The sequence below is a fragment of the Paenibacillus sp. JNU01 genome, assembly GCF_059130585.1.
Genome location: NZ_CP169723.1, coordinates 3,237,155 through 3,259,465 on the forward strand (window position 1 = coordinate 3,237,155; position 22,311 = coordinate 3,259,465).

The 22,311-nt window shown below is 47.7% G+C and carries 18 protein-coding genes; 3 read left to right on the forward strand and 15 right to left on the reverse strand.

Annotation, left to right across the window (positions count from 1 at the left end; genetic code table 11):
- Positions 1-7: 7 nt before the first annotated feature.
- Both ftsX and ftsE read right to left on the reverse strand, forming a co-directional pair.
- Positions 8-925: a permease-like cell division protein FtsX gene (gene ftsX, locus NLBNIHML_RS14160; protein WP_494354573.1), complete on the reverse strand. Its 918-nt coding sequence runs from the start codon at positions 923-925 to the stop codon at positions 8-10.
- Positions 915-1,601, reverse strand: coding sequence for a cell division ATP-binding protein FtsE (gene ftsE / locus NLBNIHML_RS14165; protein WP_024631580.1), 687 nt, complete (start codon positions 1,599-1,601; stop codon positions 915-917). Before ftsE ends, ftsX begins: the two co-directional genes overlap by 11 nt.
- A 254-nt stretch (positions 1,602-1,855) precedes the next feature.
- On the opposite strand from ftsE, the gene NLBNIHML_RS14170 reads away from it, so the two are divergent.
- The gene (locus NLBNIHML_RS14170) at positions 1,856-3,286 is read left to right on the forward strand and encodes a VanW family protein (RefSeq protein ID WP_494354574.1); all 1,431 of its coding nucleotides are present in this window, start codon (positions 1,856-1,858) and stop codon (positions 3,284-3,286) included.
- 231 nt (positions 3,287-3,517) lie between these two features.
- Here the strand turns inward: NLBNIHML_RS14170 and NLBNIHML_RS14175 are convergent, their stop codons facing one another.
- The 4 genes from NLBNIHML_RS14175 to NLBNIHML_RS14190 form a co-directional block, all read right to left on the reverse strand.
- Positions 3,518-5,071 (reverse strand): MDR family MFS transporter, encoded by a 1,554-nt coding sequence (locus NLBNIHML_RS14175; RefSeq protein ID WP_494354575.1) that lies wholly within the window; start codon positions 5,069-5,071, stop codon positions 3,518-3,520.
- 72 nt (positions 5,072-5,143) lie between these two features.
- Positions 5,144-5,827 (reverse strand): hypothetical protein, encoded by a 684-nt coding sequence (locus tag NLBNIHML_RS14180; protein WP_494354576.1) that lies wholly within the window; start codon positions 5,825-5,827, stop codon positions 5,144-5,146.
- Between the two features lie 34 nt (positions 5,828-5,861).
- Complete coding sequence (locus tag NLBNIHML_RS14185) at positions 5,862-6,590, reverse strand: polymer-forming cytoskeletal protein (protein ID WP_339257622.1); 729 nt, start codon at positions 6,588-6,590, stop codon at positions 5,862-5,864.
- Positions 6,591-6,603: 13 nt separating this feature from the next.
- On the reverse strand, positions 6,604-7,227 hold the full coding sequence (locus tag NLBNIHML_RS14190) for a YhbD family protein (RefSeq protein WP_494354577.1): 624 nt from the start codon (positions 7,225-7,227) through the stop codon (positions 6,604-6,606).
- A 299-nt stretch (positions 7,228-7,526) separates the two neighbouring features.
- Between NLBNIHML_RS14190 and NLBNIHML_RS14195 the strand changes: the two genes are divergently transcribed.
- On the forward strand, positions 7,527-8,315 hold the full coding sequence (locus tag NLBNIHML_RS14195; protein ID WP_339238098.1) for an alpha/beta hydrolase: 789 nt from the start codon (positions 7,527-7,529) through the stop codon (positions 8,313-8,315).
- A gap of 195 nt (positions 8,316-8,510) precedes the next feature.
- Here the strand turns inward: NLBNIHML_RS14195 and argH are convergent, their stop codons facing one another.
- The 7 genes from argH to argC form a co-directional block, all read right to left on the reverse strand.
- Complete coding sequence (gene argH, locus NLBNIHML_RS14200; RefSeq protein WP_494354710.1) at positions 8,511-9,914, reverse strand: argininosuccinate lyase; 1,404 nt, start codon at positions 9,912-9,914, stop codon at positions 8,511-8,513.
- A gap of 106 nt (positions 9,915-10,020) precedes the next feature.
- On the reverse strand, positions 10,021-11,256 hold the full coding sequence (locus NLBNIHML_RS14205) for an argininosuccinate synthase (protein WP_145324334.1): 1,236 nt from the start codon (positions 11,254-11,256) through the stop codon (positions 10,021-10,023).
- 283 nt (positions 11,257-11,539) lie between these two features.
- Positions 11,540-12,505 carry an ornithine carbamoyltransferase gene (argF, locus tag NLBNIHML_RS14210; RefSeq protein ID WP_494354578.1) on the reverse strand — a complete coding sequence of 322 codons (966 nt, stop codon included), beginning with the start codon at positions 12,503-12,505 and terminating at the stop codon, positions 11,540-11,542.
- A 200-nt stretch (positions 12,506-12,705) separates the two neighbouring features.
- Positions 12,706-13,959: an aspartate aminotransferase family protein gene (locus NLBNIHML_RS14215; protein ID WP_494354579.1), complete on the reverse strand. Its 1,254-nt coding sequence runs from the start codon at positions 13,957-13,959 to the stop codon at positions 12,706-12,708.
- Between the two features lie 323 nt (positions 13,960-14,282).
- Entirely contained in the window at positions 14,283-15,122 is an 840-nt protein-coding gene (gene argB / locus NLBNIHML_RS14220; protein ID WP_339305396.1) for an acetylglutamate kinase, read from the reverse strand.
- A gap of 329 nt (positions 15,123-15,451) precedes the next feature.
- The gene (gene argJ, locus NLBNIHML_RS14225) at positions 15,452-16,690 is read right to left on the reverse strand and encodes a bifunctional glutamate N-acetyltransferase/amino-acid acetyltransferase ArgJ (RefSeq protein ID WP_342571166.1); all 1,239 of its coding nucleotides are present in this window, start codon (positions 16,688-16,690) and stop codon (positions 15,452-15,454) included.
- 135 nt (positions 16,691-16,825) lie between these two features.
- Complete coding sequence (gene argC / locus NLBNIHML_RS14230) at positions 16,826-17,875, reverse strand: N-acetyl-gamma-glutamyl-phosphate reductase (RefSeq protein ID WP_339257637.1); 1,050 nt, start codon at positions 17,873-17,875, stop codon at positions 16,826-16,828.
- A gap of 330 nt (positions 17,876-18,205) precedes the next feature.
- On the opposite strand from argC, the gene cls reads away from it, so the two are divergent.
- Complete coding sequence (cls, locus tag NLBNIHML_RS14235) at positions 18,206-19,654, forward strand: cardiolipin synthase (protein WP_339238109.1); 1,449 nt, start codon at positions 18,206-18,208, stop codon at positions 19,652-19,654.
- A gap of 323 nt (positions 19,655-19,977) precedes the next feature.
- Here cls and NLBNIHML_RS14240 read toward each other — a convergent pair whose 3' ends face one another.
- A complete protein-coding gene (locus tag NLBNIHML_RS14240) occupies positions 19,978-20,886 on the reverse strand; it encodes a YitT family protein (RefSeq protein ID WP_339238111.1) in 909 nt (302 codons plus the stop codon).
- A gap of 134 nt (positions 20,887-21,020) precedes the next feature.
- A protein-coding gene (prfB, locus tag NLBNIHML_RS14245) for a peptide chain release factor 2 (RefSeq protein ID WP_494354580.1) occupies positions 21,021-22,134 on the reverse strand; the annotation gives its coding sequence in 2 pieces (ribosomal slippage) (positions 21,021-22,061 and positions 22,063-22,134; 1,113 coding nt in all).
- Positions 22,135-22,311: the final 177 nt, after the last annotated feature.

The following is a 22,311-nucleotide window of genomic DNA, read 5'->3' on the forward strand; positions in this document are numbered from 1 at the left end:
ACAAAATTTAAACGTTAAGTGATTTTCGAATGGACAATGTACTTCCCAAAATACCTACCAGCACACCGAGTCCGATCAACAGGGTTCCAAACAGCAGCCAGATTTCGCTGAGCGGAATCAAGTTAAGCATCTGCATGAAGACATCCTGACCAATGGTGGCCATCAACTGGCTGTATCCGACGAACAGTACCGCAACCGTAATCACAGAGCCAATAAATCCAATGAGTGCACCTTCAATAAAGAAAGGCCAGCGGATAAAGGTGTTGGTTGCACCAACCAGCTTCATAATACCAATCTCCCGGCGACGGGCCAGAATCGTTACGCGAATCGTATTCGAGATCAGGAACATGGACATAAGACCTAGTCCCCCAACAAAAATAAATCCGATGTTACGAACAAGCTTCGTAAATTTGAACAACACTTCCACCGTTTCCTTGCCGTAATTCACTTTCATGATTGGCTTCTCCGGGTGTTTTTCGTTCAAAGCTTCGATTTTTTGCGCCACAAAAGTGACGGTTTCCGGTTCAATGACCTCAACTTCAATGGTCTCCGGCAGTGGGTTGTTGTCCACATCGAAACCGCTGAGCACATTATCTGCACTCTCTCCAAGACGATCACGGAATTCCTTGAGTCCTTCTTCCTTGGAAACAAAACGAATCTCACTTACTTCAGGCATCGCGCTGATTTCTTGTTCCAATGTGTTACGCAGGTTCTCGTCCACATTCAGTTCGAGAAATGTGCTGATCTCCACCTGGCTATCCACTTGATTCGCCATGGAGTTCACATTAAGCACCAACAGCATAAACACACCAAGAATCAATAGCGACACAATGATGGACATGATGGAGGCCACAGACATCCAGCCGTTGCGGAATACGTTTTTGAATCCCTCCCGCAGATGGCGCAAGAGAGTACTAAAATTCATAACCGTATTCCCCTCTCATCTGATCCCGTACAATCTGTCCACGTTCAATGGCGATAACCCGTTTACGCATCGTATTCACGATATCTTTGTTGTGGGTTGCCATAACAATGGTTGTTCCCCGGAAATTAATCTCATCCAGCAGCTGCATAATGCCCCACGACGTCTCCGGATCGAGGTTACCTGTAGGCTCATCCGCGATAATAACCGATGGGTTATTGACGATAGCCCGCGCAATGGCAATACGTTGCTGTTCCCCGCCTGAGAGCTGAGAAGGTTCACGATTCGCTTTGCTGCGCAGTCCCACCAAGTCGAGTACTTCCATGACCCGTTTCTTGATGTGCCGCTTAGGCGCCTCAATGACTTCCATGGCAAATGCCACATTCTCAAAAGCCGTCATTCTCGGCAACAGACGGAAGTCTTGGAACACAACGCCGATGTTGCGGCGCACATAAGGAATCTTTCTTGGCTTCAACTTACCAATATTAAATCCGTTAATGGATATTTGTCCTTTGGTCGGAACTTCTTCTCTGTACATCAATTTCATAAATGTCGATTTGCCTGCGCCGGACGGACCGACGATATAGACAAATTCATTGCGGTCGATCTTCACCGACACCCCTTGTAATGCGTGGGTCCCATTGGCGTAGGTCTTCCACACGTCCTGCATTTCTATCACATCATCACTTCCTGCTCGCATAGTTAGCCATTATCATTTCGACACAATCCCGGCATTTCCTTTAAAAAGACCTGAATTTCATCAGGAAAAAATCCACTTCGTTCCTGTTTCGATGGTGAAGCATGGATTCATATGAAGTTTATTGTAACAAATTTGTTACCTATTGAGTACCCGAAAGTTTTCCTGCATTGGATCATATATATAGAAAGTGTTACAAAATCGGGAACAACAGAAGTATAAAGGAGCGTACGGTTATGAAAAAAATACATTTAACGGTCATTGTTCTATTCTCCATCCTCTTGATCGGCTCCGCGTCATATGGATTGCTGTATATGTATGTGAACCAGCCTGCGCTGCGCAAGAATGTGTATGTTGGCGGCATGCTAGTGGAAGGCAATCGTAAGAACGTATTGCATGAATTGAACGAACAGATTCAAAAGCTGGAGGACTGGCCTGTCACCTTTGAAGTGCTTGAACCCGATCCCCAGACGATGACGTATACCGTAGATCAGGTGGGGGTGAGCTACAACGTTAAAAGCCTGGAATCCGCCATACAGCAACTGGAGGAAGGTAACCTGTGGGAACGCGCATATGCACGTTATCATTTCCCGAAAGAGTTCTCCCTTCATATGAGTTACAACTTAGAACCACTTAAAGAACATCTAAGCCCTGCTTGGGAAAAAGAAACCTTCGGCACACCCGCGAACGCTGTTCGGCGCATTACCGCAAATGACAAAGTGCAGTATATCCCGGAAAAGGGTGTCCGCCGGATTGATTGGGAAACACTCGCAAGTCTCATTCAGACGAAGCTGCACAGGGATTTCAGTGTACTGAGCCCGGATGAGAAACCCACCCCATTGCTGATCCAGGTACCACTGTATACGCTGAAACCTGAAGTAACCCTTGATTCGCTACGTCAGGAAGGCATTGACCGAAAGATCATCCAGTTCTCCACAGGTCTGGGCAATAGTAGCGAAGGCCGGATACATAATGTCAGCGCAGCGGCGGAAGCGATTAACGGCATGATTCTGCCACCGAATGCCACATTCGATTATGAGAAGGTCATCCGTAAAGCGGAGAAGGATTATGGGTTTCGTGAGGCCCCGGTCATTGTCAATGGAAGACTGACCCCCGGGATTGGCGGGGGAATCTGCCAGGTATCAAGTACGGTGTATAACGCAGCGCTATTGACGGGTCTTGATATTATTGAGCGTCGCAACCACTCCCTGCCGGTCAAATATTTGCCGAAAGGACTGGATGCCACCTTTGCCTCCGGAGCCATTAACTTTCGCTTCAAGAACAATACTGGAAAATCCTTACTAATTCATGCAGAAGTGAAGAACCACCAATTGATGGTGAAATTTTTCGGCACATTCCCGGAGAACGTCAGCTATGCACTTGAATCTCGCACCATTGAAACATTAAGTGTTCCAGTGAAATATGTGTCCAGTGCGGTACTGCCTGATGGTGCTCAGCAGGTGCTGCAGGACGGACAGCCTGGTTATATTGTCGAGACGGTACGAACCAAGCGTATAGACGGTAAGGTGGTCGAATCCAAAACGATTACACGGGATACGTACAAAGCCCAGAATCGTCTGATCGCCCGCTCCGGTCATAGCAGCCTGCCTGATCCACAAGAACCTTCTGTGGTTGAGGACGGGATCAGCGATACGAAGCGACCATAATTTTTTTTCAAAGCAACCGACAACTTACAGATCACGGAATGGTACAAACAAGGTCCTGCCGTAATTCATGGATAAGCATAAGCTGATCACACGAAAACAAAAAGACACACTTCACGTCCCTTTTGAGGATAAGCGAGAAGTGTGTCTCTACATTTTCAAGATAAGTTATTCGAGTTTTACCAAGCTAAGATTAGCTTTACTACCGTAACTTACGGTTTACTGCATTACGATTTAGTGACCGCCTGTGTATTCGCCTTGCTCTTCGCCTACGACCATCTTCTCTTTCCCCATGAAGAAGGAAGCGACCAACGCGAGTGCAGCCGGAATCACAGCCCAGGCAAATAACTGCACGATGGAAGAAGACAGGGCATGTGTGATGGTATCCAGCACCTGAGGCGGAATCGCCTGTCTGAGTTCTGGTGAGAGCAGCGCATGCGGATCGGTCAGATCCACTCCCTGAGGCATGCCACCCGCTGAAGCACCACCTGCTTCCGCAGCTGAACCAGCGAGAGCATCATTCATTTTACGCGTAAATACCTGGCTCTGTACGATACCAAAGATCGTAATGCCCATCGTCATGCCGAGGGACCGCAAAAAGTTAAGCGTGGAGCTTGCTGCTCCGCGTCTTCGCGGTTCAAATGCGTTCATGGCTGCATTGCTGAGTACCGAGAACGAAGCCCCGACACCCAGACCAACCATCACCATGTAAATACGTATCGTCCAGAGGGAAGAACTCTCATCCAACGTAGTCAGCAATCCGAGTCCAATGACAAGTAAGGCCAACGTAGGAATCATGATATTGCGATATTTGATTTTGGTCATGAGCACCCCGCCCAGGGATGCCGTCACAACGGACCCTAGCATCATCGGTAAAAGTACGAGACCGGAGTTGGTCGCTTTACCACCGAGTACGCCCTGTATGAAGATCGGAATGTACACGGATGCTGTAATGAACGCCGCACCACTGAACATCCCAATAACGTTACTGGACCAGTAAACCCGGTTGCGGAACATGCCGAAGGAGATGATCGGTTCCTTGGCTTTTGTTTCTGCAAACAGGAAAAGCAGTGCTAGTGCTACAAATCCGGCAAACAAGCCAAGAATCTGCCATGAACCCCAGGCAAACGTCTTGCCACCCAGTTCCAGACCGAAGATCAGGCACACAACAGCACCGATCAGCGTTACAGCACCCAGCCAGTCGATCTGTTGGGATTGATGCTGATGAGACTCCTTGTAGAAGCATGCAATAAACACAAATGCAATCAAGCCTAGCGGCAGGTTGATATAAAATACCCATTCCCATGTCGCATACTGAGTAATGTAAGCACCCAGCAGTGGTCCAAAGACGCTGGACAGGCCGAAAACCGCTCCAAACAATCCACCCAATTTACCCCGAGATTCTGGTGCTACGACATCAAACATGATCGTAAAAGCAATCGGCACCAAGGCACCCGCACCAATACCCTGAATCGCTCTGTACATCGTCAATTCAACAATAGACGTTGCCGTTCCGCACAGTGCTGAGCCAAGCATAAACACAATAATACCAAATACAAAAAACTTCTTCCGGCCATACATGTCGGACAACTTACCGAAGATCGGCATCCCTGCCATCTCAGCCACCATGTACGCGGAGGTCACCCAGACGAACTTGTCGAGCCCACCCAGCTTCCCGACAATATCCCCCATTGCTGTTGCCACGATGGTATTATCCATCGAAGCCATTAGTATGCTGAGCAGTAGCCCTGCCAGCACCAATCCAATACTGTTTTTACGTGCAACCATTGTACTCAATCTCTCCATTCACGCTCTATTCATATGACTGCATTAGTATATCCGAAAGGAAGTCTGCGTTAATCAGTCCAAAGACCGATTGCTTTGCAGCAAAACTTCCGATTGCGGATGAATTTGCAGAGATGAACGGTATTCCACTGAGCCAATCCGGCAGCCAGGGCCGATTTTTATTTTATCGCCACGGACAATCTCAGCCTCTGTATTCTCTAATTCAATGTCATCACCTTCAATGATCTCTGCCTTGAGAATCGACTTATTCCCCGTGAACAAGTCATTCAACCGGCCACTCTTCACCGAGATGATAGAACCGCCCATTTCCTTGACCTCGGATGGACCCATGATTTTGAGGAACATGTGTTCAGCGCTGAGCATCCCCGCTATCGTCAACCGTCCGTTCAGCTTGATATTTTCTGCCTGACAATCCCCTGACAAATGAAGCTCACCAACCACTTTGATATGCTCAGCTTTGGCATGCAGGCCAGATGCCTGAATTCCATCCTCACCATCGTTGCTGACAGCTCGATCTGTCAAAGTAAGGGTTCCCGTAATTTTAATCTCTGTGGCTTCAAGCGATCCGTATATGACCGATGTACCCGTACATTTGAAACGATCACAAGATAGATTGTCGTTAAAGGACGCATCCCCTATGACCTTAACCTTGCCATACACGCCCCCAGCAGAACTGCCATCACCAACGATGCTGATATCCATTTTGTTGTCCAATGAACGCCCAGGATTGTTATTCATGTCGATCTCATCCCTTTCTCTCCATATCCAAAATTTAAATTCGCTGACTGCTGCCCACCTTGGCATCCTGATCTACCTCAAGTTCACCTGAATATTCGACCAGCCTGATGTTACAGCCGCGACCGATGAAAATGTTACTCCCCCGAACAATATCAGCTTCGGTATCTTCCAGCACAATCTCATCGCCCTCAATCAAGGATGTCTTAAATGATGGAGTTCCGCCCAGGCCAATACTTTTCCAGAACCCGTTTTGTTGTTCCTTGCGACGAATATCAATACGCTCTCCGCCAATCTCTTTAGCCGAAGAAGAGGTGTGAAGTCTGATCTCCACTGTTCCCGCATTCAGGAAGCCGCTGATCTTGATATTTCCCTGTACGTTCAGGGACTCACATTGCACATCACCTTCAATATCAATCACACCGCCAATATCAATTCGTTCCGCATCCACTCGTCCCCGTACGGTGCATTTCCCGTTCACTTCAAGCTCAGGGCTATGGAGATCTCCGTTAATCGTCGTCATGCCATCCACCCGGACACGCGAACTGGTCAAAGGGCCGTTCAACGTACACATGCCGTTAATCGTCGCACTCTCGGAGCTTAAAGCGCCGTGCATCTTCAATGTTCCATTCACTTCCATAGAGGTACAGTCCAGATTACCATTCACCTTAGCCATGCCATCAATCGATACACGGTGAAACTCCCCACCTGCCGTTTGACTCATACCCGATACATTCAGATCATTCCGCTTATTCCGTTCTTCCATGCAATCCCTCTCCTTATCCCAATTTGAGTTTTAATTCTTCCATAAATGTTCCCATCGGCTGCCTAACAACCACCTTCACACCATTGTCAAAATAAAACTCCGTTCCTGCTGGTACCAGCATGAATGAAGGAACACCCATCTTACGAATAAGCACCAGTTCGCTGGGTTTGCCTGTAAAACGATAATAATGTTCGGACATCACATCGATTAGCAACACACCCTCTTGCCGAGTAATATCTCCGCTCATTAACAGCTTATCAAGGACGTAGAGCATCATGATCTGCTCCAAAGCATATAACGATTGTTCCCGACCTGCTTCTTTCATCAAATCCAGCGATATTTGCGAAACAATGTTTCGCTCTAACAACTGTTGTGCGGACATCTCCACTTCACCCAACGTAGGTGAGAACACGTCCGCCAGCTCATCCAGCGATAATCCGTCTTTCATATTGAGAATCTTGTCAATGCGCAGTAAAATCTGTTGTTTGGGAAAAAAGGTCTCTTGTCCGGTGTAGGACGACTTCCGAATAAACCATTCTTCCGGAATGAGATTTTTCCGCTTCCAGCGGTATAACTGGCCGTAGGAGATTCCTGTCAGGTCCAGCAGTTCTTTTTTGGAGATCAAATCATCCGTCATATATGGTCCCCCTTTATCGTGAAATCAGTGTAACATAACATTGTTACGTTGTAAATAACGTCGTAATAATGTTGATCTTCCCTCCACGCCACTCATCTGGCTTAGCCTGTTGAAACCTTACAATTTAGAGATACTTCTGCATAATTTTTTAATGTGCATCTTTGTTATTGCATTGCACCAGCAATGCGTATAACCTGTTAAATATGGACACTTAAAAGCTAATAGGGAGCAATCCCGGCTCATCCTCTCAAGTCAAAAATACGTGGTTAACGAACTTATGAAAGGGGTTTCTTATACTCATGGCACTTATTAAATGTGATTTTTACTCCGATACACTTGGGCTGAGTACCAGTATGCATGTCATTCTGCCGCAACAAACCCACAATCAGATCGGTATGGAGAACGTGACTGGCAAAGGACTTCATCCAACCCTGTACCTGTTACACGGTCTATCGGATGATGATTCCATCTGGCTGCGCCGCACATCGATTGAACGTTATGTAGCCAACCTAGGAATCGCCGTTGTTATGCCGCAAGTACATCGCAGTTTCTATACAGATATGGTCGAAGGCGGAAAATACTGGACGTTTATCAGCGAAGAACTGCCTAAACTTGCTCGTTCTTTCTTCCCTCTGTCACCAAAGCGTGAGGATAACTTCGTTGCTGGATTATCCATGGGTGGTTATGGCGCGTTCAAGCTGGCCCTTCGTAAACCAGAACAGTATGCGGCAGCTGCCAGTTTGTCTGGTGCTCTCGATATGTCTGCACATATGGATAGAAACGCATCCTCAGCCTTACAACAAACGGAGTTACAGCGGATTTTCGGACCCGATGTGACAGGTACAGAGAACGATCTGATCCATCTGTTAAAAGAAAATCAATCTGGCGAAAGCCCACGACCTTTGCTCTACCAATGTTGCGGAACGGAAGATTTCCTGTATGAGGATAATCAAACTTTCCGTCAAGCCTGCGAACAAACCAACTTCGAATTGACGTACGAGGAAGGGCCTGGTGAACATGAATGGGGCTACTGGGATGCCAAGATCCAGGATGTATTGAAATGGTTGCCTTTGCCCAAGCGCGATTAGTAGAGCATTAATAACCGCTGCAGACAATGAAGACTGGCATTCAGATGGCAACAACCTTCTATTGCTATGGAGCTGGAATGATCCACATCATATCGCTGTAAAACACAAAAAAGCAGGCCATGGAGAACAAAGTTCTCTGGCCTGCTTCTTTATTGTCCTGTCCTATCTGTACAAATACCTATAGTAACCGTGATATTAACCGCGGTTCGTAATCCATTGCTCGGTAATCTCCAGTACCTTCTCACTGCGTGTGATGGCTTCGGCAACTTGACCCGAAGCTGTTCCACCGTAAACGTTACGAGCGTTCACTACCGCTTCCGGTTGAAGTACATCATAGATCCGGTCATCGAACAGTGGTGAGAACTGCTTGAATTCATCGATCGTCAGATCCAGCAAATACTTGCTGTTCTGGATGCAGTAAAGCACCGTTTTACCAATCACTTCATGCGCCTGACGGAAAGGCAAGCCTTCGCCTACGAGGAAATCGGCAATATCCGTAGCGTTCGAGAAATCCTGGTTGACCGCTTGACGCATCCGATCCTTGTTCACAGTCATTGTTGCGATCATTGGAGCAAACAGTTGAAGTGCACCTTCCAGCGTTGCTACCGTATCGAACATGCCTTCTTTGTCTTCCTGCATATCTTTGTTGTATGCCAGTGGAAGAGATTTCAGTACGGTCAGCAAACCAATCAGGTTGCCGTACACACGTCCTGTTTTACCACGAACGAGTTCAGGAACGTCCGGGTTTTTCTTCTGAGGCATAATGCTGCTGCCTGTGCAGAACGCATCGTCCAGTTCAACGAATCCAAACTCTGTGCTGCTCCACAATACCAGCTCTTCACTCAGACGAGACAAGTGAGTCATGATCAGCGAAGCTGCCGCCAGGAACTCAACGATAAAGTCACGGTCGCTTACTGCGTCCAGACTGTTCTCGTACACGCCATCGAAGCCCAGTTGTTCCGCTACAAAATGACGGTCAATCGGGAATGTTGTGCCCGCGAGCGCACCTGCACCCAGTGGCAGGATGTTAATGCGTTTGTAGCTGTCCATTAGACGCTCCGCATCACGTTGGAACATGGATACATATGCCATCAGATGATGGGCGAACAAAATTGGCTGTGCCCGCTGAAGATGCGTATAACCCGGTACGATGGTATCGAGGTTATCTTTTGCTTGTCCAATCAATGCTTCCTGCAAGGAATGCAGCATGCCTACAAAACCAACCACGCGCTCACGCAGATACAAGTGCATATCCGTTGCAACCTGATCGTTCCGGCTACGGCCTGTATGTAATTTACCGCCTACAGGGCCAATCGTTTCGATCAGGTTTTTCTCAATGTTCATGTGAATGTCTTCGTCCGATACGGAGAATTCCACTTCGCCTGCACGGATTTTGTGCAGAACGGTAATTAGACCTTCTTTGATCGTTTCCATATCTTCCGCCGGAAGAATACCGCATTTACCCAACATCGTTACATGGGCCAGACTTCCCTGAATGTCTTCCTCAGCCAAAGCTTTGTCAAAATTGATTGATGCCGTATATTCCTCAACCAAATGATTGGTTTGTTTCGTAAAACGTCCTCCCCACAGCTTGCTCACAGTGAGTACTCCCCTTTCGCTCATGGACAAAGCCGCTCCTGCCAGATGTGCAAGAACGGCCTGCCTTGTCAATTATATTAATGTAGCTCTAGTAAGCAGGTTGAAGTTAGTTTTTGTTCTGCTCCACACCAGAGTTTACTTTCAAACGCAGTGCATTCAGGCGAATAAAGCCTGTTGCATCCCCTTGATCGTAAGCTTGCGTTGGATCAGCTTCCATCGTTGCGATGTCCGGGTTGTAAAGGCTGACAGGACTTTTCACACCTGCGCCGATGATGTTACCTTTGTACAGTTTCACACGAACCGTACCTGTTACGTTCTTCTGGCTCTCTGTTACCAGCGCTTGCAATGCAAGACGCTCCGGTGCGAACCAGAAACCGTTGTATACCAGGGTGCTATAACGTGTGATTAGGCTATCACGCAGGTTCATCACTTCACGGTCCATCGTGATGGATTCCATTTTGCGATGTGCGGTGAACAAGATTGTTCCACCCGGTGTTTCATATACGCCACGGCTCTTCATACCAACAAAACGGTTCTCAACCATATCTACACGTCCGATACCATGTTTGCCACCCAGCTCGTTCAATTGCTCCATCACTTGCAATGGGCTCAAACGCTCACCGTTCAGTGCAACACAGTCGCCTTTTTCGAATTCAAGCTCGACATATTCCGCTTGATCCGGTGCATCTTCAGGCGCACTGCTCAGCAGGAACATGTCTTTGTTCTCGTCCGCACTTGGATCGAACCAAGGATCTTCCAGCACACCGCTCTCATAGCTGATATGAAGCAGGTTGCGGTCTGTGGAGTATGGTTTAGCCGCAGATGCAGTTACCGGAATGCCATGTTTCTCAGCATACGCGATCATCTCGGCACGTCCCGGGAATTGGTTGCGGAATTCTTCCAAACGCCAAGGTGCAATGACGTTAATGTCTGGTGTCAGCGCGGCCGCGTTCAACTCAAAGCGAACTTGGTCATTCCCTTTACCCGTAGCGCCGTGAGCGATGGCTGTAGCGCCTTCTGCACGAGCGATATCCACCATGCGTTTAGCGATCAGTGGACGAGCGATACTTGTGCCAAGCAGGTATTGTCCTTCATAAAGGGCACCTGCCTGGAACATTGGATAGATGAAATCTTTCGCGAATTCATCGCGCAGATCGTCAATGTATACTTTGGAAGCGCCCGTAGCGAGTGCTTTTTCCTCCAAGCCATCCAGTTCGTCCTTTTGTCCGATATCCGCTGTGAAGGCGATAATCTCAGCATCATATGTTTCTTTCAACCATTTCAAAATTACAGATGTGTCCAACCCGCCTGAATACGCGAGTACAATTTTTTCCTTAGCCATGTTCGATGGTCCTCCCCAAGATCAGTTGCTATAAGTTAAACCCTTGTTCATCCACTGATCACTACGACTACAGAAAACCTTTTGATCGCTGTTATCCCCTAATTTTCTTGAATCCTTTTTAAAAAGAGAAAATTAGGTTATAAAGGCGAACGCTTCGCTTCTACAGGCTCTTTCTGTAATCTCCGTTTTTGTGTATGTTTCAGTTTAAACTTATTAATCATTTATTTTTTATCTATCATCGCGAAATCTGCGCCTAAAATCAACCCATAAAGGCAAACAACATCTATTCGCTCATTAACGCAGCCATTAATGCTTTCTGTGCATGCAAGCGATTCTCTGCCTGATCAAAGATCAGGGAGTTCGGTCCGTCAATTACACCGGCACTCACTTCTTCGCCGCGGTGTGCTGGCAGACAGTGCAAGAACATGTAGTCCGGCTTCGCGCCTTTCATCAGTTCCTCATCCACTTGGTATGCCGCAAACGCTTGCTCACGAATCTTCTGCTCTTCTTCAAAGCCCATGCTTGCCCACACATCCGTGTACACGATATCTGCATCTTTGGCGGCTTCTTGTGCACTGTACGTTACAGTCACTTCAGAACCGCTCTCCTGTGCGATAATACGTGCCTGCTCCACTACTGCGCTATCCGGCTCATAACCTTCTGGCGTTGCTACAGCAACATGCATCCCCATCTTCGCTGCACCGAGCATCAGGGAGTGTGCCATGTTGTTGCCATCTCCGATGTAAGCCATTTTCAGACCTGCGAGCTTGCCTTTGTGCTCCAGCACCGTTTGGAAGTCTGCCAGTACCTGGCAAGGATGCGCTGCATCGCTCAGACCGTTAATGACTGGAACATCCGCATGCTCTGCCAGTTCAGTTACATTATGGTGTCCAAAGGTACGAATCATGATGCCGTCCAGGTAGCGGGACAATACTTTGGCTGTATCATGTGTTGTTTCCCCACGACCCAGCTGGATATCATTTTTGCTCAGGAAGAGCGCGTGTCCGCCCAATTGGAACATGCCTACTTCAAAGGATACACGCGTACGTGTGGATGATTTTTCAAAAATAAGGCCGATCGTTTTACCTTTCAACGGTTGAAACGGTATACCGCTTTTTTGCTTGCCTTTAATCTCGATCGCGAGATCAAGCAGATAACGAATCTCCTCTGCCGTGTAGTCCGTGAACTCGATAAAATCCCGGCCTCTCAGATCAATCTTCTGAATCTTTTCCGTCTGTTGTGCTGTCATCTATAATGTCCTCCTTATTTCCGGTTCCCTGCACCCGCATGGGCAGAAGAGAGAGCAACGTTGACACGTTATCTGGGTGCTTCTCACGTTTTGTAATCATTTCCGCCTTCTGCAAGTTCACCGCGCGGCTACAGGGATTCATCATCTCATTCTGCTTCGAGGCCGGTAATGGCCCCGAGACAGAAAGGTTCTCATTTATATTAGGCTTTCGCCGCTACGTGCTCTTCGATCAATGTGCCTACCAGCGATACGGCCTCGTCGATCTCTTCTTTGCTCACATACAGGTTCGGAAGCAAACGAATCACATTCGGTCCTGCAGAGACAAACAAAATACCGCGTTTTTGCCCAGCAAGCACAATATCACCTACCGGCTCAGCACATTCAATACCAACGAGCAATCCCATGCCACGTACTTCCTTCACAAAGGAATTGCCTGCCAAACGATTCCGCAGGGAGCTCATCAGGTATTCACCCATCTCCGCTGCACGCTCTGGCAAACGATCTTCCAACATCGTTTCGATGGTTGCAATCACAACGGATGAAGCAAGTGGTGTTCCGCCAAATGTCGTCGCATGGCTACCTGGTGTAAACGCATCCCGCAGGAAACCTTTACCCAACATCGCGCCTACAGGGAAACCACTGCCGATACCTTTAGCCACAGTAAACACATCTGGCTCGATGCCATAATGTTCGTGCGCAAACAATTTACCAGTACGTCCCATTCCAGTCTGCACTTCATCCACAATGAGTAACAATCCGTGCTCGTCACACAGTTTCCGTACATGCTTGACGAATTCCGGCTCAACTGGATATACACCACCCTCGGCCTGAACCATTTCCAGCATAATTGCTGCTGTCTTAGGTCCAATTGCCGCTTCAAGTGCAGGAATATCATGCAAAGGTACAGTTACAAATCCGGCTGGCAATGGCAAAAATCCTTCTTTCACCTTATCCTGTCCAGTTGCCGTCAATGTTGCAAGTGTCCGTCCGTGGAAGGACTGGGCAAAGGTGATCACTTCATAGCGATCTGTTCCTTTCACTTTCTGGTGATAACGACGTGCTACTTTGATTGCCGCTTCGTTCGCTTCGGCACCACTGTTACAGAAGAACACGGCATCAGCACATGTATTGGCTGTCAGCAGTGCTGCTGCTTTCTCCTGGCCCGGAATCTGGAACAGGTTGGACACATGCCACAGCTCATCAATCTGAGCTTTCAGCTTGGCGCCGACTTTCTCCGGTGCATGGCCGAGGCTGGTTACAGCAAGTCCGCACATGAAATCGAGATAACGGTTGCCCTGGTCATCCCACAACCAACTGCCTTTACCTTTGACCAGACTGATTGGATAACGCGCATACGTTTGAAAAAGCGAGCTTTCCGTCTGTACCGCTGCACCTGTTGCTGCTGCGCCCGCTACCGCTGTGCCAGAACCTGGCCGTTCGTTGCCTTTTGCCATCACCATATCACTCCTATTGGTTGGTGCAACGGCACTAATTATGAGAACACCTTAACTTTACACTTTTCACTTCGATGCAGAACAACCTTCCGATCGCTGTTATCCCCGGATTTTTTGATTGCCCCTTAAAGGGGAAAATCCGGGGATAGTGTATGCTTCCGAAGTAGCTTTCTTTCAGAAAGCTTTTAGGCGCACGCTTCGCTTCTTCAGGTTATTTCTGTCCTCTACGTTATTGTGTGATGTTCAATCTTCACATAAAAAAGCCCTGCACATATTTTTTGTTTTAATATAAGACCATGAAGACCCTAGCGCACTGAGCATAATTATTGCATACGGATAATTTTTGTTCCGATAATTTCTCCGCCGAGCACTCGGCTTAGGATCTGGGGTTCGCTTCCGTCTACGATGATGACCTCACGTACTTGACCATGAATACATGCGATAGCTGCACGCACTTTGGGAATCATGCCACCATAGATTTCTCCGGTTTGGATCATATCCTCGATCTCCTGTACAGAGACGGATGGCAGTACTTTTTTCTCGCCGCCTACGTTCTTCATGATGCCAGGAACGTCGGTTACGACAATCATCCGGCTTACTCCAAGATGAGACGCCACAGCACCCGCAGCTGTATCTGCATTGATGTTGTAGCGTTGTCCGGTGGCATCCACACCAACTGGCGCGATAACCGGCATGTAACCCATGTTCACAATGCCTTGGATAATTTCTGCGTTCACACCCGTGACATCGCCTACCCAGCCGATCTCTGCGTGATTTGTAACAGGTTTAGCCTGGATCAAACCACCGTCCACGCCGGATAAACCTAGTGCACGACCGCCCACACGTTGGATCAGGCGCACGATCTGTTTGTTGATACTGCCCGCAAGCACCATCTCCACTACATCCAGCACAGGTTCAGTTGTTTTGCGCAGACCATTAACGAATTCGGTTTCGATACCAAGCTTCGCCAGGTTATCCGAAATTGCAGGGCCTCCACCATGCACGATTACCGGCTGCGTGCCCTGAGATTGCAAATCACGCAGATCCGCAAAGAAGGACTCTGGCAATGCCGCCAGTGTGCTGCCTCCACATTTCATGACAAACATCTGTTTCTCTGTGCTCGCTTCCGTTGCGGTACTGTTGTTTGGCATTGTTGAATTCATGAGGGCAAGCTCCTTTCTTAGTAAAAATCACATTCAATAAAATTCAACACCTTTAAAAGATGACAAAGGCTGCTATGAGTCCATTCCGAATTCGGATTGTTCTTTCGATCGCTGTTGTCTCCAGGTTTTTCGATTCCCTTTATAAAGGGGAAACCCGGAGACAAAGGCGAACGCTTCGCTTCTACAGAATCGATTCCGTCTTCTCCACTGCCTTCGCCAGTTATCTCAAAGACCAAATAAAGTTCAATCCTTAAAGATTTTCTATATATTTACGAAACAGCTTCTCATAGGGAAGCTGTTAGCTTCAATAGAATAAATGCTAAGACGTATTACGTGCGGTATGCTGCGTTAATTCGGACGTAGTCATAAGTCAGGTCACAGCCCCAGGCTGTTGCCGTTCCTTCGCCGTGGTGCAGATCCACCACAATGCGTACCGTATCGGTCTGCAAATACGCCAATGCTGCTTCTTCGTCGAAAACGACTGGACGGGACTGTTCGAGTACCGAGATCTCTCCCAAACGAATATTTACCGTATCCGGGTTCACTGGTTGTCCGGCACGTCCTACGGCTGCAATAATCCGTCCCCAGTTGGCGTCAGCGCCGAACATGGCGGATTTCACCAGACTGGACCCGATAACCGTTTTGGCAATCGCTTGCGCAGATTCATCACTTACCGCACCCGTAACTTCTACCTCAACCAGTTTGGTTGCTCCTTCACCATCGCGAGCAATGGCTTTGGCCAGCACTTGGCATACATAGGTGAAGCCGGCTGCAAAAGCGTCCCAATCCGGGTGCTCTGTTGTCAGCTCTTCATTGCCTGCATATCCACTGGACATGGCTACCAGCATGTCGTTCGTACTTGTATCCCCATCTACAGTAATCATGTTAAATGTGTGATTGGTTGCCTGGCGCAGCAGGCGCTGCAACGCTTCTGCACCAATGACCGCGTCAGAGGTCATAAAAGCGAGCATCGTCGCCATATTCGGATGAATCATTCCCGAGCCTTTGGCGGCTCCCGCAATCGTAACCGTCTTGCCGTTAACCAGAACGGAGACGCAGGCTTCCTTTTTCACCAAATCCGTTGTCAGAATCGCTTGTGAAAATTGTTCCGCCTCATTCGGCTCCTTGCCCATATGCGCCGGAAGGCCGGTAATGCCTGAATGCACGGCATCCATTTTGAGCAATTCCCCAATGACACCTGTGGAAGCCACCGCCACGTCCTCTTCTGCCACACCCAACTCACGCGCAGCAGCCGAGCGCATCGCATATGCATCTTCTTCCCCTTGTTGCCCTGTGCATGCATTAGCGTTACCGCTGTTAACGATAACAGCCTGGAGTCGTCCGTTGTTCAAGCTTTCGCGCGTTACTTTGAGTGGCGCTGCCTGAAACACGTTCGTTGTATACACAGCAGCAGCTGTAGCCGGTACATCACATCGGATCGCTCCGATGTCATTACGAGAAGTTTTTTTCAATCCGCAGTGAAGTCCACCAGCAGTGAATCCCCCAGGGGTTACAATTGTTCCGTTCTCAATCACGGTAAAACTCTGTTGCTCCACATTCGTTCCCATATCATATCCCCCGTATGCGTTCAGCTATATGCCGATGATCCGCCTGCTTAACCTGATCCGATCTCCCTAAGTTCACTCCAAGAATGCACTCTTACTTTAACTTCGAATATTCCAGTGCCTTCTGAATTCCAATCCTTATGGATATACCGGTGTCATGTTCAGCCCGAGGTTCTCCTCCCATCCCATCATCAGGTTCATATTTTGAATCGCTTGCCCGGATGCACCCTTCACCAGGTTGTCGATGACCGAAATAATCGTCAAACGCCCTGTGCGAGGATCTACCGCAAATCCGATATCACAATAGTTGGATCCGTACACTTCTTTGGTAGAAGGCCAGATGCCCGGTTCACGTACACGTACGAAAGGTCTGTTCTCATAATATTTGCGATATAAATCCACGATCTCCCGGTCGCTGTGTTCCCCAATGAGTTTTGCATACATCGTACTCATGATTCCACGTGTCATTGGCACCAGATGTGTGGTGAAGGTAACCGTAACGGGCGTTCCCGTTATGTTGCCAAGCACTTGCTCGATCTCGGGAATATGTTGGTGTTTGTTCAGTTTATAGGCTTTGAAATTCTCATTCATCTCTGCATAATGGTTCGTCAGACTTGTTCCGCGTCCTGCTCCGGATACGCCTGATTTGGCATCTATAATAATAGTAGAAGGATCAATCCAGCCTGCCTCTACTGCAGGAATCAGTCCAAGAAGTGTAGCCGTTGGATAACAGCCTGGGTTAGATATGAAATTCTGTCCCTTCACCTTATCACCGTACACCTCAGCCATGCCGTACACCGCTTGTTCCAGCAAATCAGATGAAGGCGCCGGATGTTTGTACCACTCTTCATACACCGTTCCATCCTTGAGTCTGAAATCGCCAGACAGATCAATGACCTTAAGCCCTGCTGCCAGCAAACTTGGTACGAGCTTCGCACTTACGCCGGACGGGGTCGCTGTGAATACCAGATCCGCACGACTCGCAATCTCAGCCGGATCTACGCCGTCAAGTGGCCTGTGAATCACGTCCGTCAAATGCGGAAACCCATCTGCGATGGATTCACCACTGCTCGATGATGAGATCACCGATGTGATTTCAACCTGCGGATGGTTCTGGAAAAAACGAATCAGCTCCACCCCGCCGTAGCCGGTGGAACCGACGATTGCTACTTTTAATTTGTTATTCACTCTCGCTCCCCCAATCTCGATGTATGCGCTACTTGTGCTATGTCCTTGCATGAATGAAGCTCGAACACAGCAATTCCGTCGCTTATATGCATATTTGTGTATTATTATACGACTCTGGTTATATAAATACAACACTCTATCATCAATTTCACATGGATTTCCATCCAATCCGAACATATCTTTTTTAACATCCGGGACGAACAGGTATACTTCTGTTAAAATACGTATTAGTAGGAAACATTACAATCAAGGTCTCATTCATAACTAACCTGCTAATCAAGGACATATGAATAGATTCATGATGGTCATTATGAGACGTGGGGGACTATAGTGCATATCGAATCCATTTTACTTATTGTACTCCTGGGCCTGAATATTATTTTTGCGGCAGCCGTTGTTTTCTTCGAACGGAAGGATGCTAGTGCTTCATGGGCTTGGCTGCTTGTCTTGAACTTTATTCCGGTGTTTGGGTTTGTACTTTATCTTTTAACCGGTCAGAATCTGACCCGATACCGGCTTTTCCAATGGAAGGAACGCAAAAAACTCGGGCTGGAGGAACGTATCGAAGCTCAGCTCGCACAGTTGCATGATAACCGCACCCCTTTCCGCAACCAGGCAACCGAGAGTAGCCAAGACATGATCTATATGAACCTGAAGCAGAACGGTGCCCTGCTGACCGAGGATAATGCGGTTGAGATCATTACGGACGGAACAGACAAATTCCAGCGGCTCTTGGATGACATCGAAGCGGCTAAGGATCACGTGCACGTGCAATACTACATTTATAGAGGCGACCGTCTGGGCAAAAGAATTCGGGATGCACTCATCCGCAAAGCGCGGGAAGGCATCAAAGTTCGTTTGCTGTATGATGCGCTCGGCTCGCGGCGGGTATCCAAACGCTTTTTCAAAGAATTGCGCGAAGCAGGCGGATTGGTTGAAGTCTTTTTCCCGTCCAAATTCAGTCTGATCAACTTGCGTATGAACTATCGTAATCACCGTAAGATTGTCATCATTGATGGTAACCTGGGGTACACGGGCGGATTTAATGTTGGAGATGAGTATCTTGGCTTGAACTCGAAATTTGGTTACTGGCGTGACACACATCTGCGTATTCAGGGGAATGCCGTTCATGCATTGCAGACCCGTTTCCTCCTGGATTGGAATGAAGCGTCCAAACAACACGACACACCATATGTTCCGGCACATTTCCCTCATATTGAGGGTACGGGCAACACGGCCATGCAGATTGTCTCCAGTGGACCGGATGCAGAGACTGAGCATATCAAGAACAGTTATCTCAAAATGATTAATGGTGCCAAACATTCGATTCTGATCCAAACGCCTTATTTTATCCCGGATGCCAGCGTATTCGAAGCGATTCGTCTCGCATGTCTGTCCGGTATCGATGTTCGCATTATGATCCCGAATAAACCAGACCATGCCTTCGTCTATTGGGCTACGCTATCTTATATTGGCGAGTTGTTGAAGGTTGGCGCCAAGGTATTTATATATGACAATGGCTTCATTCATGCCAAAACACTTATCATTGACAGTTTGGTTGCATCCGTGGGAACCGCCAATATTGACTACCGCAGTTTCCGGTTGAACTTTGAGGTGAATGCCTTTATGTACGATGAAACGATTGCGACAGCACTTGTACAAACCTTTGAGCACGACCTGCATGTATCGCGCGAGATGACACTCGAGGAGTACCAGAAACGCAGTCTGATTATTCGTTTCAAAGAAGCGATTTCCCGTCTGTTATCTCCGATTCTGTAGGCGGTAGGCACTCCGATGACAGGATATCCTTCTCATAGCTTTATCCCCAGATTTTTTTGATTCCCTATTCTTAAGGGGAAAATCCGGGGATAGCATATGCTTCCGAAGTAGCTTCCTTTCAGAAAGCTTTCAGGCGAACGTCCCACTTCTTCAGGATATTTCTGTCCTCTCCGTTATGTGAAATGTTAAGTTGAACTTTTAATAGTAGAAAAGCAGGTACTCCCTCTCTGCCATTGCAGAGAAGGATGTACCTGCTTTTTTTGAATTTTTATTCCCAAACGTATGAGCACTACAACGGCTCACTCACCTAATTCTCACACCGTTCACACATGCTCTCCCCGTTTAAAACCTTCGCCGAGCACTTCGTGCGCGTTACTAATAATGACAAAAGCCCCCGGGTCTACGGACCGGATCAACGTTTTGAGCCTTGGCACCTCATTTTGCCCAACCACCACCATCAGGACGGTTCGCTGATCATCGGTGTAACCACCTTTAGCTTCAAGCTTCGTCAAACCGCGATCCAGATCATCCAAAATCACTTTGCTAATCGCTTCAGTCTGGTTGGAGATAATATAAGCCACCTTGGAGAAACCCAGCCCCATCTCAACGGCATCGATCACTTTCCCCGTAACATACAATCCAATCAGTGCATAGAGAGATTGCTCTAATGACAATACAAATGCAGCCATAATAATAACGGTAGCATCCATAATCACCACACAGATTGAGTAACTCAGCCCACTATATTTCTGCACGATTCTGGCCAGAATGCTCATGCCCCCTGTTGATCCTCGACCGCGGTATACAATGCCGATCCCCAGACCAACGCCAATACCGCCATACAGTGAACCAAGCAACGGATTTGTTGTTGGAATAGCCCAATCCTTCGTCAGATAAACTAATAGCGGCAGGACGATACTGCCGAGGACTGAGCGAATTCCATACTGCTTACCAATGAGCAAAAATCCTGCAATCAGAAGTGGAATGTTAATCGCCCACTGGGTATATGCCGGTTCCCAATTAAGCCATTCCTTGCCCAGGATCGATAAACCAGACACCCCGCCTGAAGCGATCTGATTCGGTAATAAAAACAAATTAAAGGCTACTGCAATTAAAAACGAACCTACAATAATGGATAACGTATCCACGACGTTTCTCCATGGTCCGTTTAGGGGGATGAGGCTGGTTAACCTCTTTTTGCGATTATTATGAAATTGTGATCGTTGTTGCATTTTCTCGTGCTCTCCTTTGTTGTGACTGATCAGTTGTTCGTTCATGTTCTCTATATCTTATAAAATGATTCAAAAAAAAGCTCCTGTATACACCAGCATACGCCTAGACGTATGGGTCCATACAGGAACTTCTATTAATCGGTTTCTACTTTAATCTGGCTACGCAAATAACCATCGATGAATGCATCGAGGTCGCCGTCCATTACTGCTCCTGTGTTTCCTGTCTCTACACTTGTACGGTGATCCTTTACCATACTATAGGGATGGAACACATAGGAGCGAATCTGGCTACCCCATGAAATATCCGACTGATCTCCTCGGATTTCATCCAGCTGTTGTTTTTGCTCTTCAATTTTACGCTCATACAATTTCGAACGAAGCATCGTCATCGCTCGCTCACGGTTCTTGATCTGTGAACGTTCATTCTGACACGTTACAACTACACCTGTTGGAAGGTGAGTAATCCGTACGGCAGAGTCGGTGGTATTGATATGCTGTCCACCCGCGCCACTTGCCCGGTACGTATCGATCTTGAGATCCTCTGTACGGATATCAACTTCAATCGTGTCATCAATCTCCGGTACCACATCACAGGATACGAAGGACGTATGTCTACGGCCAGATGAGTCAAAAGGAGAGATCCGCACCAGTCGGTGTACACCTTTCTCGGCTTTTAGATAACCATAAGCGTTATGTCCTTTGATCGACAACGTAACACTCTTGATCCCAGCCTCATCACCTGGCAGATAATCCAGTACCTCCACCTTGAAACCTCGCTTCTCAGACCAGCGTGTGTACATGCGAAGAAGCATCTGGCCCCAATCCTGAGACTCGGTACCACCCGCACCCGGGTGAAGCTCCAGAATCGCATTCATCTTGTCATATGGCTGGTTCAGGAGAAGCTGAAGCTCGAACTCTGCAACCTTATTCACGATCGCTGTAATACTGTTACCAATCTCGGTAGCGAGATCTTCGTCGCCTTCTTCATCCGCCAGCTCTATCATCATCACTGCATCATCATAATCCTGCTGAAGTTTGGTGTATCGATCTACAGATCCCTTTACCGCATTCAGCTCAGCGATTACAGATTGCGCCTTATCACTGTCGTCCCAAAAATCCGGGGCAGACATCTTCACTTCGAAGTTGCCAATCATCTCTTGCTTCAGATCTAAGTCAAAGAGACCCCCTAAGGTTTGTTAGTTTCTTGCCTATTTCACGCAGGTCATGCTTCACATTTGGATCGATCATGTGCAATTCCTCTTTTCATTAAGATAAGCTCCCCGCATCCAGGGCATTCCTTCAGATCAGGTATCAGATGCACCACTCTGGTGTTGAGACTACTGTTGTATCAGTATATCTCTCCTCCGTGATCATGGTCATATTATTATAACTATGCACCATTCATCGGTTTTGCATCCTTCACTT

Coding starts and splice junctions, on each gene's coding strand:
- ftsX (WP_494354573.1), bottom strand. CDS start 925: ATGAATTTTAGTACTCTCTTGCGCCATCTGCGGGAGGGATTCAAAAAC.
- NLBNIHML_RS14170 (WP_494354574.1), top strand. CDS start 1,856: ATGAAAAAAATACATTTAACGGTCATTGTTCTATTCTCCATCCTCTTG.
- NLBNIHML_RS14175 (WP_494354575.1), bottom strand. CDS start 5,071: ATGGTTGCACGTAAAAACAGTATTGGATTGGTGCTGGCAGGGCTACTG.
- NLBNIHML_RS14180 (WP_494354576.1), bottom strand. CDS start 5,827: ATGAATAACAATCCTGGGCGTTCATTGGACAACAAAATGGATATCAGC.
- NLBNIHML_RS14185 (WP_339257622.1), bottom strand. CDS start 6,590: ATGGAAGAACGGAATAAGCGGAATGATCTGAATGTATCGGGTATGAGT.
- NLBNIHML_RS14190 (WP_494354577.1), bottom strand. CDS start 7,227: ATGACGGATGATTTGATCTCCAAAAAAGAACTGCTGGACCTGACAGGA.
- NLBNIHML_RS14195 (WP_339238098.1), top strand. CDS start 7,527: ATGGCACTTATTAAATGTGATTTTTACTCCGATACACTTGGGCTGAGT.
- NLBNIHML_RS14205 (WP_145324334.1), bottom strand. CDS start 11,256: ATGGCTAAGGAAAAAATTGTACTCGCGTATTCAGGCGGGTTGGACACA.
- argF (WP_494354578.1), bottom strand. CDS start 12,505: ATGACAGCACAACAGACGGAAAAGATTCAGAAGATTGATCTGAGAGGC.
- NLBNIHML_RS14215 (WP_494354579.1), bottom strand. CDS start 13,959: ATGGCAAAAGGCAACGAACGGCCAGGTTCTGGCACAGCGGTAGCGGGC.
- argB (WP_339305396.1), bottom strand. CDS start 15,122: ATGAATTCAACAATGCCAAACAACAGTACCGCAACGGAAGCGAGCACA.
- argJ (WP_342571166.1), bottom strand. CDS start 16,690: ATGGGAACGAATGTGGAGCAACAGAGTTTTACCGTGATTGAGAACGGA.
- NLBNIHML_RS14240 (WP_339238111.1), bottom strand. CDS start 20,886: ATGCAACAACGATCACAATTTCATAATAATCGCAAAAAGAGGTTAACC.